The sequence below is a fragment of the Mesorhizobium sp. M7A.F.Ca.CA.004.04.2.1 genome, from assembly GCF_004022825.1.
Taxonomy (GTDB): domain Bacteria; phylum Pseudomonadota; class Alphaproteobacteria; order Rhizobiales; family Rhizobiaceae; genus Mesorhizobium.
In genome coordinates this window covers 1-16380 of the sequence record NZ_RZPH01000025.1, presented here as the reverse complement: position 1 = coordinate 16380, position 16380 = coordinate 1, and the positions used below count along the sequence as shown (strand labels likewise).

Below are 16380 nucleotides of genomic sequence, written 5' to 3'. Positions count from 1 at the left end.
GCGCGGACTGCCGCCCGCCACTACGACACCATCGCGACGCTGCTGCAGTGGGAGAATTTTCGCCCGCGCGCGCTGTTCGAGCGTTTCAACATCGAGGTCATCGCGACCACGGAAGGCGCGCTCGACGATCTCCAATGGCACCAGATGATTCGCGACAGCGGCTGGCAGGGCCGCGTTATCACCGCCTATCGGCCGGACGCGGTCGTCGACCCAGATTTCGAAGGGTTTTCAACCAATCTCGACCGGCTCGGTGAGATCACCGGCTGCGACACCGGCAATTGGGCCGGCTATCTCGATGCGCATCGCCAGCGGCGTGCCTTCTTCAAAAGCTTCGGCGCGACTTCGTCGGATCATGGCCATCCGACGGCCGAGACCGCCAATCTTTCGGATGCGGCGGCGCAAGAGCTGTTCAATCGGATTCGCCGTGGTTCCGACGATGAGCGCGAGCGAAAACTGTTCCGCGCCCAGATGCTGACCGAGATGGCCAAGATGAGCCTCGACGATGGACTGGTCCTGCAGATCCATCCCGGCTCCTGGCGCAATCATTCGCCCGCGATCTTCCAGAAATTCGGCCGCGACAAGGGTTTCGATATCCCGACCAGGACCGATTATGTGACGGCGCTGAAGCCGCTGCTCGACTGCGTCGGGCTGGAGCGCGACCTCACCGTCATCCTGTTCACGCTCGACGAGACCAGTTATGCGCGCGAGCTGGCGCCGCTGGCCGGTGTCTACCCGGCGCTGAAGCTCGGGCCGGCATGGTGGTTCCACGACAGCCCGGAAGGCATGCGGCGCTTCCGCGAGATGACCACCGAGACGGCCGGCTTCTACAACACCGTCGGTTTCAACGACGACACCCGTGCCTTTCCATCGATCCCGGCGCGTCACGATGTGGCGCGGCGAGTCGACTGCGCGTTCCTGGCGCGTCTCGTCGCCGAGCATCGGCTGCGCGAGGACGAGGCGCATGAGCTGGCGCGGGAACTGACCTATACGCTGGCGAAAAAGGCGTATCGGCTCTGAAGGGGCAACTCGCCCGCAATGCAAAGGGAGGAAACCATGTTGCATTTTTCAAGACTGACGGGAGTTGCGCTACTCGCCGCCGCACTGATGGCCGGAACGGCAAGCGCCCAGACGGTTCTGCGCTCGTCCGACACCCACCCGGACGGCTATCCGACGGTCGAGGCAGTCAAATATTTCGGCGAGCTTGTAAAGGAGCGTACGGCCGGCCGCTATGCGGTCGAGCTCTATCATTCCGCGCAGCTCGGCGAAGAAAAGGACACGATCGAGCAGGTTCGCACCGGCGTGATCGACCTCAACCGCATCTCGATGGCGCCGTTCAACGGGCTCATTCCCGAAACCACGGTGCCCTCGCTGCCCTACATCTTCCGCTCGGAAGACCATATGCACAAGGTCATGGACGGGGCGGTCGGCGACCAGATCGCGGCGGCGTTCGAACAGGTCGGGCTGGTGCTGCTCGCCTTTTACGACAGCGGCGCGCGCTCCTTCTACAATTCGAAGAAACCGATCAACTCATTAGCCGATCTGTCCGGCATGAAGTTCCGCGTCATCCAGTCCGACATCTTCGTCGACATGGTGGCGGCACTCGGCGCCAACGCGACGCCGATGCCGTATGGCGAGGTGTATTCGGCGATCGAGACCGGGGTCATCGACGGCGCGGAAAACAATTTTCCGAGCTACGACACCGCCAAGCATGCGGAAGTCGCCAAGTTCTATTCGCTCGACGAGCACACTATGGTGCCGGAAGCCTTCGTCATGGCGAAGTCGAGCTGGGACAAGCTGACGCCGGAGGATCAGGCGATCTTCAAGGCGGCCGCCAAGGAGAGCGTCGCCAGGCAGCGCGAGCTGTGGACCGCCAAGGTCAAGGAATCGCGCGCCAAGGTCGAGGCGGCCGGTTCGCAGATCACGACGCCGGACAAGCAGCCCTTCATCGACGCCATGGGTCCGGTCTACGAGAAGCATGTCAAGGACGACAAGCTGAAGGCCATGGTCGAAGCCATCAAGGCCGTGCAGTGATCAAGCGGCGGCGCGGGCATTCCGCGCCGCCGTCCTCTTGCGGAGAGAACCGGTGACCTCCAGCCCAGAACACAGACCGCCCCTGTCCGGCGTCGCGCGCATGATGTCGCGCGTCAGCACAGCGGCGCTATGGGTCGCAGGCATCGGGCTGGTGCTGATGACCGCCTTCGTCGCCTGGCAGGTGTTCGGTCGTTATGTCCTGAACCGCTCGCCAAGCTGGACCGAGCAGGGCTCGGTGATGCTGATGAGCTGGTTCATTTTCCTCGGCGCTGCCGTCGGCGTGCGCGAGAACTATCACCTCGGCTTCGACGTCCTGCTCTACGTACTGCCCAAAGGCGGCAAGCGTTGGCTGCGGATGATCTCGGACCTCGTCGCGCTCGCCTTCGGCATCGGTATGATCTGGTATGGTAGCCAACTGGTCGCATTGACCTGGGGCGCTACCTTGCCGTCGCTCGGCATATCGGGGGGCTGGGACTACGTCCCGCTGGTCGCGGGAGGCGTGCTCGTCGTGCTCTTCACGCTGGAGCGCATCGTGCTTCGCCTCTCCGGTGCGCCGATCGACGATGTGCTCGATGAACTGCCGCCGGCGGAAGTCGCAACCGAGCTCGACACGGCGAACGTGAAGGTCTGACGCCATGGAACTCTGGATTCTCTTCGGCGTCTTCACCCTTCTGATGCTTATCGGCACGCCGATCGCTTTCTGCCTCGGCGTCGCAAGCTTTGCCACCGTCCTCTATATGGGCCTGCCGCCGCTCATCGTGTTCCAGCGCCTGAATTCCGGCATGAGCGTCTTTTCGCTGCTGGCCATTCCCTTCTTCATCTATGCCGGCGACTTGATGGTGCGCGGCGGCATCGCCAGCAAGATCGTTGCCTTCGCCGGCTCGCTCGTCGGCCATTTGCGAGGAGGCCTCGGGCAGGTCAACATTGCGACCGCTACACTGTTCGGCGGCATTTCGGGGTCCGCGGTGGCCGAGGCAGCGGCGGTCGGCGGCTTGATGATCCCGCAGATGAAGGCGCGTGGATATGGAGCGGATTACGCCGTCAACGTCACGTCGATGGCAGCGCTGATCGCGCTGCTCCTGCCGCCGTCGCACAACATGATCATCTACTCGATCTCGGCAGGTGGAAAGATCTCCATCGCCGACCTGTTCACGGCCGGCATCATTCCGGGCCTGCTGTTGGCCCTGTCGCTGATGATCACCGCCTATTTCGTGGCGCGCTCCCGCGGCTATCCGACCGAGCCGTTTCCGGGCTTCACCGCCGTCGCGCATCTCTTCGCTGTCGCGGTGCCCGGCCTGCTGCTGATCGCGATCATCTTCGGTGGCGTACGATCGGGCGTTTTCACGGCGACCGAGAGTTCCTGTGTCGCGGTCATCTATGCGTTGCTCGTCACTGTCTTCGTTTACCGGCAGATGACTTGGGAAGGTTTCGTTCATGCCACCCATGGTGCCGTGCGCACCACGGCCATGGTGCTGCTCATCATCGGCATGGCGGCGGCGTTCTCGTGGTTGATGGCCTTCCTGAAAGTGCCGGCAGCGCTCATAGCCTCCATGAACGCGATCTCGGACGATCCGCTGGTCGTGCTTCTCCTGCTCAACGTCTTGATGCTGTTCCTCGGCACCTTCATGGACATGGGGCCGACGATCATCATCTGCACGCCGATCTTCCTGCCCGTGGCGCAAGCCTACGGCGTCGACCCGGTACATTTTGGCGTTATCATGATCCTCAACTTCGGCATCGGGCTGAATACGCCGCCGGTGGGCGCTGTGCAGTTCGTGGCGTGCGCAGTGGGCAAGATATCCGTCTGGGAGGCGATGCGCTCGATCTGGCCGTTCTATGGGGCCGGGCTCGTGGTACTGGGGCTCGTCACTTATATTCCGGCCATTTCGCTCTGGCTACCGAGCGTCTTCAAATAGGGGCGACATGGCATCGGACACCGCAACCGACCTCAGGGTCGAGAGAAAACCCAAACTGTCGGAGACAGTAGTCACGACGATCCGCAAGCAGTTGCAGGCGGGTGAGATCCTGCCCGGCCATAAATTGCCGACCGAAGGCCAACTGACCGAAACCTTCGGCGTCAGCCGCACCGTCATCCGCGAGGCGCTGGCCAAGCTTGCCGCCGACGGGCTGGTCGAACCGCGCCAGGGCGCCGGTGTCTTCGTCACAGAGCACATCTCGACAATGTTCGGCGCGCTGGCCGCGGACATGGGCAGCAAGGATTCGATCGCGCTCAACGTGCTCGAAGTGCGGCTGGCGATCGAGATTGAATCGGCCGGGATCGCCGCCGTCCGCCGCAATGCCGCGCAGGAGGCGGCGATCCAGGAAGCCTTCTTCGAATTCGAGCGGCTGCTGCTTGCCAGCGAGCCGACCGGTCCGGCCGACCTCGCCTTCCATCGCGCGATCGCCAGCGCCACCAGCAACCCATTCTATGTCGAGATGCTCGACGTGCTCGGCCGGCGCGCCATCCCGTGCGACGTGACTTCGCCCTGGTCGACCGAATTGGCGCAATCCGATAGCTACCAGCGCGGACTGCAGCGCGAGCACCTGGTGATCCTCAACGCCATTACCTCTGGCGATGCCGAGGCCGCGCGAGAGGCGATGCGCGCGCACCTCACCGCCAGCCAGCAGCGTTACCGCGAACGCCTGCATGCGCGTCAGGCTTTTTATTCCAGTTCGGTCAAGGCCGCCGCCGGCGAATGACCCATCTCAAGTCAGGATTGAAATGAACCAGAGCCACACCGACTATACATCCCGCTTTGCCATCGACCCGGTCGCCGCCGCGGCGATGGGAACCGATGAGCTGCGCCACAACTTTCACATTGACGGCCTGTTCCAGCCCGGCCGCATCAGCCTGACCTACACACATTACGACCGCATGATCGTCGGCGGCGCCGTGCCGACGGACGCCGCGCTTCAACTGGAAACGATCAAGCCGACCGGCACCAAGAACTTTCTCGACCGTCGCGAGCTGATCGCCGTCAACATCGGCGGTGCAGGCGTCATCAAGGCCGGCGGCCAGTCCTTCGAATTGCAGGCGCGCGACATGCTCTATCTCGGCATGGGCATCGCTGATGTGTCGTTCGCGTCGGCCGATGCAGATGCGCCGGCCAAATTCTATCTGCTCAGCGCGCCGGCGCATCAGGCCTGGCCCAGCCGGCTGATCCGCATCGGCGACGCCAAGCGCCTCGATCTCGGCAGCAAGGACACCTGCAACGAGCGTTCGATCTTCCAGTTCATCCATGCCGACGGCGTGAAGACCTGCCAGCTGGTGGTCGGCATGACTCAGCTGGCGCCGGGCTCGGTGTGGAACACCATGCCGTGCCATGTGCATGACCGGCGCATGGAGGCCTATCTCTATTTCGACCTGGCGGAGACGGCACGCGTCTTCCACTTCATGGGCGAGCCGGACGAGACGCGCCATATCGTCATGGGCAACGAGGAAGCGGTGCTGTCGCCGGGCTGGTCGATCCATTCGGGCGCCGGCACTTCCAATTATGCTTTCATCTGGGCGATGGCTGGCGACAATGTCGACTATACCGATGTCGACCCGGTGGCGTTGAGCGATCTGCGGTGAGCGACCCCTTCAGCCTTGCCGGAAAACGTTTCCTGGTCACCGGCGCCAACACCGGCATCGGCCAGGGCATCGCCGTATCGATCGTACGCGCCGGGGGCGCGGTGGTCGGCGTCGGCCGCTCGTCGATGGACGATACGGCAGACAAGGTCGCCGCGCTGGGAGGGCAATTCGAGGCGGTCAGCGCCGACCTTGCCGACATTTCGGCCGCCGGCCCGTTGCACGACCGGATCTGGGACGAAAGCGGTCCGCTCGACGGGCTGGTCAACAATGCCGGCATCATCCGCCGCGCCGATGCCGTCGATCTCAGCGAGGCCGATTGGGACGACGTCATGGACGTCAACCTGAAAACGGTTTTTTTGCTCTGCCAAAGCTTTGCAAGGCGTGCCTTGGCAGCTGAGCGGAAGGGCAAGATCGTCAACATTGCCTCCGTGCTGAGTTTCCAGGGTGGCATCCGCGTTGCGTCCTACACTGCCTCGAAGCACGGTGTGCTCGGCATCACGCGTCTGCTCGCCTGCGAATGGGCGGCAAAGGGCATCAACGTCAACGCCATCGCGCCGGGCTATATCGAGACCAACAACACGCAGGCGCTGCGCGCCGATCCCGACCGCAGCGCCGCCATCCTGGCGCGTATCCCGGCCGGCCGCTGGGGCGAGGCGGGCGACATTGGCGACGCCGCCGTCTTCCTGCTGGCGCCGGCGTCGAACTACATGCATGGGGCGGTGGTGCCGGTGGATGGCGGCTGGCTGGCGCGCTAGGTTTTGACGCAATTCCGGGCGGAAAACCGTTTCACACTTTTCTTGGAATTGCTCTGAGGAGACAACGATGACCGCAAAGATTTTCGCGCAAGCCGGCGAGGGCGCCTGGACGAAGACGCCAGACGGCAACAGGCGGCGCGTTCTCCTGCACACCGACGAGTTGATGCTGGTCGAATTCGGCTTCGACAAGGGTGGCGTCGGCGCCCTGCATTCGCACCCGCATGTCCAGGCAAGCTATGTCGCCGAAGGCCGCTTCGAGGTGACCATCGACGGTAGGACCGAAACCATCGAGACCGGCGGCAGCTTCATTGTGCCGTCCGGTCTGGTGCACGGCGTCAAGGCCCTGGAAGCAGGGCGGCTGGTCGACAGCTTCACGCCGCACCGGGCCGATTTCCTCGGCTAGCCAAGGGTAAGAGATCGAGCGGGAATGACCCGCACCCCGAAAGAGGCGCGGGTCTGTTGCCTGGGCGCTTGTGGCGCCGCGGTACTCAAGACATCACCGCAGGATGAGGACCCTGCCGCACCGTGGTGAAGATAGTCTTAATGCGCCGGCGCTGCATGGCACGACGAACCGGAGGCTGCGCTCGCTCGATCAGGTGATGTGACGCAGGAGGCTGAAGAGCCGCTCGAACGTCTTGCCGTAGGGCGGGCGCAACAAGGCTCCGGCGCTCAGCCGCGACTGTGTGAAAACCGGCTTCTCCTTGCTGAACGTCCGAAATCCCCACTCGCCGTGATAGGCGCCCATGCCGCTGGCGCCGACCCCGCCGAAAGGCTGGTTTTCCTGTACCAGATGCAGCATGCAGTCGTTGATGGTGACACCGCCGGCAATAGTCTCGTGCAGGATGCGTTGACGATTGCCGCTGTCGCGGCCGAACCAGTAGAGCGCCAGCGGGCGCTCCGCTCCGTTCACATCGGCAATCGCCTCGTCGATCCCGGTGTATTCTACGATGGGCAGCACCGGCCCAAAAATCTCCTCGCGCATCAGCCGCAGGTTTGCGCCGGCGTTGCGGACCAGAGTCGGCAGCAGCTTCCGGCTTTTGGCACCCAGCTCTTCGCCGGCCGGGTTGATTTCGGTGACATCGGCGCCTGCGTCACGCGCTTCAGTGATCATGTCGCGCAGGCGCTGGTGGTGCCGGTCGCTGATGATGGCGGTATAATCGGGGTTGTCGCGCAAGGTCGGGTAGAGCTTCGCGATCGCCGTTGCGAGCTTGACAGCGACCGTGCCTGCCTGCCCCTTCGGCACCAGCAGATAATCCGGCGCGATGCAGGTCTGCCCGGCATTCAAGAGCTTGCCATAGGCAATGCTGGATACCGCCGCATCGAGATCGCAGGACGGATCGAAGATTGCCGGCGACTTGCCGCCGAGTTCGAGCGTGACCGGGGTCAGGTTGGCGGCCGCGGCGATCGCGACCTGGCGTCCGACCGCGGTCGAGCCGGTGAACAGCAAATGATCGAAAGGCATCGACACGAAGGCCTTTCCCATCTCGGCATCGCCGGTGATGACGCTGAGCTCATCGGGTGCGAAATGCTCGGCAACGAGTTTGGCCAGCAGCACTGAGAATGCCGGGGTCAATTCGGAAGGTTTTATAAGCACGCGATTGCCGGCCGCGAGTGCCGCCGTGACCGGCGCGACAGCGAGTTGGAAAGGATAATTCCAGGGCGACACGATGCCGACGACGCCGAGCGGCTGCGGGACGAGGCGATTTCGGCCGGGCAGGAACGGCATGGTGGTGACAACGCGGCGTTCGCGCATCCAGCCCCTGACATGCGACAGCGCGTGGCGGATGCCGGCGCGCACGACGAACAGTTCCGCAAGGCGCGTCTCATGCGCGGAACGGCCGCCGAAGTCGGTGTCGATGGCGGTGCAGATGTCGGCTTCATGCCGCTCGGTCAGCGCCAGCAGGCGTTTCAGGCGATCCTTGCGGATGCCAAAGTTGGGGAAAGGCTGCGCCTCGAAGGCGGCGCGCTGCAGGTGGAACCGCTCGCCGAGAACATCCTGTCTGGTCTGCAGCATCGCATCCTCCCTGGCTAGCGGAGCCGAGCTTACATTGCTGGGTGAAGGAATCCAGCGAGGTAAAGGTGTTGCAAGGGAAGGCGCAGGCTGCAGGCGACCTGTTCCTGTTGTGGCACGATGACAGCTGCGCTAAGGCATGGTGCCCATGCAGAGAGTCGTTTTGACCGATTTCCCATCCTCTCCCATCCAGGAATTCCAGTCCGGTGTCTGCCTGATGCTGATATCGGCGACGAGTATCTTGGCCATGGACCCCAAGCGGCGCGTTTCGTGCCGGGCGGCCCTGCGGAATTGCGGATGAAGGGCGCTCACAGGCTTGAGGCTGCGTTTGGAGCGGCTGCGCGAAGGGTTGTGCGGGAGTTTCTGCGGTTCGTGCCGCTGTCTCTGAAACAGCGCATGCAAAAACGCACATACGCACGCGCGGCGCCCGCCAACAGAATTTTCATTTCGGGTTGCGCGCGCAGCGGCACGACGCTGACACAGCGGCTGATGAGGTGTTTCGAGGACATTTTCGTCCATCCGCCCGAAGCGCGATACACAATGCTGGACATGTTGGACCGGCCGGAATCGAACCTCGTCGTCAAGCGCGATGCGCGCGGTTTTGCGCATCTGGCGAAGCTCCCTCCCTCCATCGGCTTGATCTATTGCGTGCGCCATCCGTTCGACACGCTGACAAGTTCGCATCCGCAAACACGCAACGAGCGTCGGTTCCACGTCACGCCGCATCGCTGGCTGGCCGAATACGACGCGCTGACCCGGCTGAAGAAGGCACAACCGCACCGGCAGATACTCTTTGTCCGCTACGAAGACATGATCGGCGCGCCCGATGCGCAGCAGGACAGAATCGCGCAATCGTTCGGACTGACACCGCGCATTCGTTTCAGCGAGGATCCGAACAATCCGATCCGGGTGGCTTCGTTGAGAAAATGGGAACGGAATGAAGAATTCAGGACCTATCTCGGCGGTCTGCCCCCGGCATTTCTCGTCGGCGTCCGGCGTTTCTGCGCCGAGTTCGGCTATGACATGCCAATAAGCACGCCGACCGTGGACGCGCGGTAATGCGGGCACCGGCGGCCGTCGCGACAGAAGAGCGAGATCCCAAGCGGCGCGTGCTGAAGGACGTGTTCGGCTTCGATGATTTTCGCCCCGGCCAGGCCGATGTCATGGACGCGCTGCTGGCCGGGCGGCATGTCCTGGCCGTCATGCCGACGGGTGCGGGCAAATCGCTCTGCTACCAGGTCCCGGCACTTGTCCTGGGCGGGCTCACCATTGTCGTTTCGCCGTTGGTGGCGCTGATGCAGGATCAGGTCGCCGCCTTGCGGCTTGCCGGCGTGGCTGCCGATACGATCAATTCCTCGATCGACCGCGATGCCAATATCGCCGCATGGCGTCGCGTCGCCTCAGGCCAGACGCGCCTGCTCTATCTCGCGCCGGAGCGGCTGATGACCGAGCGGATGCTCGAGGCGCTGGCCAGGCTCGATGTCAGCCTGATCGCCGTCGACGAGGCGCATCGGCTATTGCGAGACGGCGCAGTGCCGTCGCCAGGTGCTGCTCGGCTATTTCGGCGAAGAAGCGCAGCCTTGCGGCAATTGCGACACCTGCCTCGACCAGGCGCCGCGCGCCGATGGCGGAGCGGAGGCGCGGATAATCCTGGCAGCCATCGCCCAGAGTGGCGAACGCTTCGGTGCCGGCCATGTCATCGACATCCTGCTCGGCCATGAAACCGAGAAGGTGCTTGCCAGGAACCACCAGAGGCTCACGAGTTTCGGCAGCGGTCTGGCGCACAAGAAGGATTTCTGGCTGTCGCTGATCCGGCAGCTCGTCGCAGGCGGGTTCCTGATGCCGGATCCGGCCGGTCATGGCGGCCTCGCCATCGCCGAAAAAGGCCATGCGCTTGGGCGTGGCGAGATGCCGTTCCATTATCGTGTCGAGGTGCGCAGCCGCGCCTTGCGCGGCAAGACGCGCTCCGGGCAGGATTTCGGGCAATCGGATGTGGACACCGGGCTGCTGGCCGCGCTGAAGACCTTGCGACTGCGGCTCGCCAAGGAGCGTCAGGTGCCGGCCTATGTGGTGTTTTCCGATCGCACCCTGATCGACATGGCCGAGCGCCGCCCGCACGACCTCGACGCCTTCGCTGAAGTGAATGGAGTTGGGGCGGCAAAGCTGAAGGAGTTCGGCCAGGTTTTTCTGAGTGCGATTGCCGAGCACCAATCCGATGGCTCGGCCTGAGGTCAGATCAGCGACTGGTCACGCGCTCTGAAGCATAGGGATCTTCGGAGAAGGCATCCGTTCCGAGAGCTTCTGTTCCGTCGCCGCCCATTCCTACATCGCCTATGCCCCCGACGAGACCGATCAGTTCAATGTTCTCTGGCCGGCCAGTCGACAGATCAGGTTGAGACCGAGGCGTTCATCGACTTCATGGCTGAGCATCTGCAACCGCAATAGGTGCCGCTGTCCGCTCATTCACCGCAGCGTCGACCCGCTGGGCGTCAGTCGCGCGATATGGATAGTCCCGTGAGAAGCGGAGCGTAGGCGGCGAGCCTGCGGGATATGAACTCCGTGAAGAGCCGCACGCGCTTCGTCTTGCGTGTCTCACCCTGGGTGAGAAGCCAGAGCGTTCCGTACATGTGCAGATCGGTGCCCGGCACCCTCACCAGCACGGGGTCGGCATCTCCGACGAAGCACGGCAGTGTCGTGATCCCGAGACCTTGCCGTACGGCAACGATCTGCGCCTCGGCGTCCGTGGTCCTGAATGGAACCCCCGTGGTGCGAACCTCACCCGCGTTGGCCCATTCCGGAATCCCATGAGCGCTTATGACGATCCACCGGATGGGATCAGCTGCGCCCGCACGCCACGCGGCCAGGCGATCGCGGGACATGTAAACGCCGCCGAACACCTCCGGTCCCTTCAGGCCGTGAAGATTGAGCGGCAGGGTTTTGCGGTCGTAGACGACGCGGATCGCCACGTCGGCCTCTCGGTTGGTCAGATTTGCCAGTTCGCCGGACGACAGGATTTCCATCTCGATGTCGCGATGCAGACTCGCGAAATCGGCGAAGTCCGGCATGAGCAGGTGTGTCGCGAGGGGGGGTGCCAGCGTCACCCGCAGAAGCCCGCGCACGCTCTGGTCGCGCCCGAAGACGCGCGTCTCCAGCTGGTGAGACGACGCTTCCATCTGGTTCGCGAGCTCGAGGACCTCCTCGCCCGCAGCCGTCAGGCGGTAGCCCGAAGGCAGCTTTTCGAACATTTGCGCCCCGAGGCGTTCCTCAAGCTGTGCGATGCGTCGCAGCACGGTCGAGTGATTCACCCCGAGCTGCGCGCCGGCAGCCCGCACCGAGCCTCCGCGTGCGACGGCTAGAAAGTAGCGAATGTCATCCCAGTCGATCATGGTGCAATCCGGCACCGCGCGGTGCGCCTTCCAAAGCCCGTATCTAGCACATCCTACAGCGGTAGGGGCGGGACATCATAGCTTATGTCGACAGGGGCGGCGCAATTCCGAATGGCGGACACGGATCGTCGCGGCGGGCGTCAGCCCTGAAAGCGGATCGATTTTGCACCACCGATGTGCGCGCTTCCGCACTCACCACCTGACCCCGACGGGCCCATCTAGAGGTCCTCGGGGCGTACCCCGAACGAGCAAAGACAGAAGCTGGAAGGATTGAGTCATGGGAAAACTGGACGGTAAGGTTGCGGTTATTACGGGTGGCGCCACCGGCATCGGCCGCGCCGCAGCGAAGCGCTTCATCGAGGAGGGCGCCTTCGTCTTCATCTTCGGCCGCCGGCAGGACGCGCTAGACGCCGCTGTGGCCGAACTCGGGCCCAATGCCCGCGCGGTGAAGGGCTCGGTCTCGGATGAGGCCGACCTCGATCGGCTCTATGCGGCGGTGAAGGCCGAGCGCGGAACCCTCGACATCATCTTCGCCAACGCCGGGGTGGGAAGCCTGCTTCCGCTCGGCAAGCTCACCGCCGAGCACATTGACGAAACCTTCAACACCAATGTGAAGGGTACGATTTTCACGGTCCAGAAGGCGCTGCCGCTGATGGGCGAGGGCGGTTCGATTATCCTGACCGGATCGAGCGCCGGCACCACGGGCGCGCCCGCATTCAGCGTCTATAGCGCGAGCAAGGCGGCCGTGCGCAACCTCGCGCGGACCTGGGCGGAAGACTTGAAAGGCACCGGCATCCGGGTAAACGTGCTGTCGCCCGGGCCGACGGCGACCGAACTCGCGAAGGCAGCGATAGGCGAGGAGGGCTTGAAGGCCTTCGCCTCGATGAATCCGCTTCAGCGGATGGCCGATCCAGCGGAGATCGGGGCGGCGGCTGCGTTTCTCGCGTCGCCCGACAGCAGCTTCATGACCGCCAGCGAGGTCGCCGTCGACGGGGGCTTGGCGCAAATCTGACCCGCTACGCCCCGCCGTTCATCCATTCGATATCCCGAGCCCGCAGGGCCTGGTAAACTGAAGGAGAATATACATGAGCTATGCAATTATCGGCTTCGGCAAGATCGGCCAGGCTCTTGCCAAGGCGTTTGCCCGCAACGGCATCGAAGTGTCCGTGGCAACCACGCGCGACCCGGAAAGCTTTGCATCAGCCGCGGCCGCGATCGGACCCACGATCATCCCGAAAACGCTGGCGGACGCGGTCAAGGCGGACATCATCTTTTTGGCTGTCCGCTTCGAATCGCACCCAGATGTCGCGAAGGCGCTGTCAAGCTGGGAAGGCAAGACGATCATCGACGCGACGAACGTGTTTCCAGTCTCCGAAGAACTGGACGGTCTGCCGTCCTCGGCCTTCGTCGCAAAGGCGTTCACCGGCGCCAAGCTCGTCAAAGGCTTCAATCACCTGATTGCGGCCACCCTGGCTGCCGATCCGATCGTCGAGGGCGGCCACCGGGTCGTCTTTCTTTCGAGCGACGACGAGGACGCGATCGCTCCCGTGGCGGTCTTGGCCAAACAACTCGGGTTCGCACCGGTCAAGCTGGGGAAGCTCAACGAGGGCGGCGCACTGGTGCACGCACGCGGCCGCACTTGGGGCCAGCTGATCTTCCAGGATCAGTTCAAGAAGGAGCAATAACGGATTTACCGTGCGCCGTCAGAGTGGCCGGTGTTCGACGCCGGCCACATCGTCAGCCGAGCGCGCAAAGCGACGCGCTTGAAAGCGGCTTACATTTGCCTGGGATCCTTCGGCCGGCAGGTGCCTGCCGCCCATGAATCGTAGTTGCAATAGCTGATGTCCCAGCCGGCATCGCGTCTTTTGGAAGTTACCTCACGACCGCCCGCGCGGATGGGTCCGAAGCCACCCCAACTGCCATCCGAGCCTTTGTAATTTCCCATGACGCGATAATTGCAGTTGTTTACGACGAAGTTGCCGTCCATCGACACGCATGCCGATGCGACAGTGGAAAGACCGAAGAAGGCCGTGCCGGCGACTGTGATGGCGAGAGAGGCTTTGCGCATAGTGGTCTCCTAACTGGCTGGGCGAACCAACCATTACGAGACCTTGGGCCGGGCCTCTTCCCCCATTTGGGCTAAACCGGCTGGCAAATTCACAGCGGCTGGCTGCGCTTGCGGACGCCATGTGCGGAGATGCCGAATGGCCTGCCCATCGCCGAAGCTTTACGGCCTCCGCGAAGGCCAGAGTGTCCTGGGTCGGGCGGCTCTTCCGCCGCCTCTCTACCAGATCCGCAAGGTTTACCGGAGGTTAACGGTAGACAATGAGCGGCCGCAACTGTGTCTCTTTCCGACCATTTCTTCAGTCCTGGTTCGGCCCAAAAGCCATACGTCAGGGAGGGTCACTTTTCAGGGGCAGGCCAGTTCCCCTCGACGGGCAGTGAGAGGCGGAATGTCGACCCGTTGATGTCGCTGGCGGCCAGTATGAGACCGCCGCCGTGCTGCCGGGCGATCTCGCGTGAAATGTAGAGCCCTAAACCGGAGCCGTTTACCAATTGGCCCGCGGCGCGATAGTACCTCATGAATATGAACTCGTGGTCGTCGGGCGCTACGCCAGAGCCCTGATCCACCACGTGTACAAACGCCACGCCCTGCTCAGTCGACAGCCGGATCGTCACAGAGCTGGTCACCGATGAGTATTTCAGGGCGTTCTGGATCAGATTTTGTATTACAATCTCCAGCAGGTTGCGGTCACCTTTCACAATCACTTCGTCGCCGTGAGTGAAGCTAACACGTCCGGCCGCAGCATCATCCAACCCCGCTTCGGCGGCGTGCAAAACCTCATTCAGGTCGAACATCTTGATCGTGGGAAGAGTTTTCTGCCCACCATTGAGCCGGTCGAAGGCTAGGACGTTTTCAATCAGCGATGACATCCTTTTGACGGTCTGGCGGATCCTTGTGGTGCGCAACTTGATATTGTCGGCGCTTTCACCTGCAGAAGATGACAGATTGTCGGCGGCGGCAGAGATGACGGCCAAGGGGCCGCGAAACTCATGAGATACCAAGGCCACAAAGTCCCGCTGCTGAGCCAGAGCATCGTTGGCGGTGTCCAGAGCCTGCCTGAGCTTGAGTTCAAGCTGGTGACGTCGATCCACTTCCACCTTGAGCGAGGCGTTTCTTTCCCCAAGCTCTGCGGTCCTTTCGCGCACCTTGACAGTCAGCTCCTGCTCGGCCAACCGCGACACTGCGATGACGCGATCCTTCTCCTCGCTCAAGCTGCGCTCGGCAAGCCGCGTTCTCTTTGCGACGGCTGCGCTGAGCAACGCCAGGTGAATCACGGTCCCGCCGGCCAAGAATCTGGACAAAGAGCCGTCCAGCTGGAACGGGTTGGCCCCAGTATACATCACCTGCATCACCAGCAGGACAGAGATTACGCCCAAAAATGCAATCGCCGACAGTAGGTATTGATACCGTCGCCGCACAATGAGCAGATAGAGCACTAGCAGCGAAATGAAGATGAGAGACAGCTGCTGCAGTCGCGATACGAAAAACCCGACGTCGCCGTAGCGTCCCGCAATCGCAAAAGCCAAGGCGATGCCATTGAGCAGTACAACACCCTGGGAGACGCGCCACGCCCAGATCAAATGACGGTGAAACTCAAATAGTCTAGCCAAAAATAACATCATGACTATACTGTATAAGCAAACGATAATACCCCAAATTAGGTGTATGATTTTCGGCTCTAGGGACATCAGAACTTCGGATGCATATCCCATGTGGAAGAGACTTATTAGCCCAGACTCTATGATAACTGCGATGTATAGAAGATATAAAGAATCCCTGAGCCATACGGCATACAGAAAATTGGTGAAGACCATGACGAAAATAGCGCCAACCACCATGCCCATGATCCAATCGTCGAATCGGCGATACTCTTCATAGCCTTGACTCTGCCAAAGGTTCAGCGAAGTGGTGATCGAGGTCGACGATTGGAGTCGGATGTAATAATCGGTTCGAGTGGACGGCACGGAGATCGGGAAGACGGCCGGATATGCGTCGGCGTCTGCTCCATCCCCTAGGTTGAGTTGGCTAGGGGGCAAGACCGAATAACCTCCCGCCCCGTCAGAGACATACAGCGTGATGTGTTCGATCAAGGGCCGTTCTACCTGCAGCAGCCATTGCCTTGGAGCCGTTGAGGCAGACAGGGAGAACCGGGCCCAGATTGCGCCCTTTTGGTAGCCCCGCGTGAGCATCGAAGGGATGGGTTCGAACTGGATGTTGGAGCGCTTGGAAACGATATCGTTGATCGTGAGCGCGCCGGTGGGATCATGAAAGATTGCGAGGTGACCGCTGAGTGAAACCGGAGCCTTGAGGCCGTCCGTCGGTTTCAGCGGAAGCGCCCATAACGTTTGCGGCACAAGACACACAAACAATATAGACAATGCGGCGAATAAATGAAATCGAATGCTATCAGATTGCTGCATGGGGTCCGTAGATGGTCGGAGAAGGCTACAAGCGGGCGATCTCGTGATCGCCCCCCTTGTTTATCTTGTTGATGACGACAGGGATTTCCGCGAGGAGATGGTCTTCGGACTATCCAGATTGGGCCTGAACGTACATGG

Annotated in this window: 16 protein-coding genes and 1 pseudogene; 12 read left to right on the top strand and 5 right to left on the bottom strand. The window is 62.3% G+C overall.

What is annotated here, in order from left to right; genetic code table 11:
* The 8 genes from uxaC to EN893_RS02495 form a co-directional block, all read left to right on the top strand.
* On the top strand, positions 1–1017 hold a 1017-nt coding region (uxaC, locus tag EN893_RS02530), incomplete at its 5' end, for a glucuronate isomerase (RefSeq protein WP_128361389.1).
* Positions 1018–1053: 36 nt separating this feature from the next.
* On the top strand, positions 1054–2031 hold the full coding sequence (locus EN893_RS02525) for a TRAP transporter substrate-binding protein (RefSeq protein WP_127269373.1): 978 nt from the start codon (positions 1054–1056) through the stop codon (positions 2029–2031).
* A gap of 100 nt (positions 2032–2131) precedes the next feature.
* On the top strand, positions 2132–2662 hold the full coding sequence (locus tag EN893_RS02520; protein WP_127269376.1) for a TRAP transporter small permease: 531 nt from the start codon (positions 2132–2134) through the stop codon (positions 2660–2662).
* A gap of 4 nt (positions 2663–2666) precedes the next feature.
* Positions 2667–3947 (top strand): TRAP transporter large permease, encoded by a 1281-nt coding sequence (locus EN893_RS02515; protein ID WP_127269374.1) that lies wholly within the window; start codon positions 2667–2669, stop codon positions 3945–3947.
* 7 nt (positions 3948–3954) lie between these two features.
* Positions 3955–4731 (top strand): FadR/GntR family transcriptional regulator, encoded by a 777-nt coding sequence (locus tag EN893_RS02510; protein WP_127269375.1) that lies wholly within the window; start codon positions 3955–3957, stop codon positions 4729–4731.
* 22 nt (positions 4732–4753) lie between these two features.
* Positions 4754–5605 carry a 5-dehydro-4-deoxy-D-glucuronate isomerase gene (gene kduI / locus EN893_RS02505; protein WP_127270496.1) on the top strand — a complete coding sequence of 284 codons (852 nt, stop codon included), beginning with the start codon at positions 4754–4756 and terminating at the stop codon, positions 5603–5605.
* On the top strand, positions 5602–6360 hold the full coding sequence (gene kduD, locus EN893_RS02500) for a 2-dehydro-3-deoxy-D-gluconate 5-dehydrogenase KduD (RefSeq protein WP_127271817.1): 759 nt from the start codon (positions 5602–5604) through the stop codon (positions 6358–6360). Before kduI ends, kduD begins: the two co-directional genes overlap by 4 nt.
* A 67-nt stretch (positions 6361–6427) precedes the next feature.
* Complete coding sequence (locus tag EN893_RS02495; protein WP_127270498.1) at positions 6428–6763, top strand: cupin domain-containing protein; 336 nt, start codon at positions 6428–6430, stop codon at positions 6761–6763.
* Between the two features lie 189 nt (positions 6764–6952).
* Here the strand turns inward: EN893_RS02495 and EN893_RS02490 are convergent, their stop codons facing one another.
* On the bottom strand, positions 6953–8374 hold the full coding sequence (locus EN893_RS02490; protein WP_127266898.1) for a coniferyl aldehyde dehydrogenase: 1422 nt from the start codon (positions 8372–8374) through the stop codon (positions 6953–6955).
* Positions 8375–8503: 129 nt separating this feature from the next.
* Positions 8504–8980 (bottom strand): hypothetical protein, encoded by a 477-nt coding sequence (locus tag EN893_RS38950; protein ID WP_245476452.1) that lies wholly within the window; start codon positions 8978–8980, stop codon positions 8504–8506.
* Between EN893_RS38950 and EN893_RS02485 the strand changes: the two genes are divergently transcribed.
* Together EN893_RS02485 and EN893_RS02480 are read left to right on the top strand one after the other, a co-directional pair.
* Positions 8861–9430 (top strand): sulfotransferase, encoded by a 570-nt coding sequence (locus EN893_RS02485; RefSeq protein ID WP_245465060.1) that lies wholly within the window; start codon positions 8861–8863, stop codon positions 9428–9430. The genes EN893_RS38950 and EN893_RS02485 overlap by 120 nt on opposite strands.
* Positions 9430–10600 (top strand): annotated as a pseudogene (locus EN893_RS02480) (RQC domain-containing protein). Before EN893_RS02485 ends, EN893_RS02480 begins: the two are co-directional and overlap by 1 nt.
* Positions 10601–10860: 260 nt before the next feature.
* On the opposite strand, the gene EN893_RS02475 reads toward EN893_RS02480, so the two are convergent.
* Entirely contained in the window at positions 10861–11757 is an 897-nt protein-coding gene (locus EN893_RS02475; RefSeq protein WP_127266896.1) for a LysR family transcriptional regulator, read from the bottom strand.
* Between the two features lie 277 nt (positions 11758–12034).
* Between EN893_RS02475 and EN893_RS02470 the strand changes: the two genes are divergently transcribed.
* Together EN893_RS02470 and EN893_RS02465 are read left to right on the top strand one after the other, a co-directional pair.
* The gene (locus EN893_RS02470; RefSeq protein ID WP_127266895.1) at positions 12035–12769 is read left to right on the top strand and encodes an SDR family oxidoreductase; all 735 of its coding nucleotides are present in this window, start codon (positions 12035–12037) and stop codon (positions 12767–12769) included.
* Positions 12770–12842: 73 nt separating this feature from the next.
* The gene (locus EN893_RS02465) at positions 12843–13442 is read left to right on the top strand and encodes an NADPH-dependent F420 reductase (RefSeq protein WP_127266894.1); all 600 of its coding nucleotides are present in this window, start codon (positions 12843–12845) and stop codon (positions 13440–13442) included.
* 89 nt (positions 13443–13531) lie between these two features.
* Here the strand turns inward: EN893_RS02465 and EN893_RS02460 are convergent, their stop codons facing one another.
* Positions 13532–13825, bottom strand: a complete 294-nt coding sequence (locus tag EN893_RS02460; RefSeq protein ID WP_164748768.1) for a hypothetical protein — start codon at positions 13823–13825, stop codon at positions 13532–13534.
* 335 nt (positions 13826–14160) lie between these two features.
* Complete coding sequence (locus EN893_RS02455) at positions 14161–16242, bottom strand: sensor histidine kinase (RefSeq protein WP_127266893.1); 2082 nt, start codon at positions 16240–16242, stop codon at positions 14161–14163.
* Positions 16243–16380: the final 138 nt, after the last annotated feature.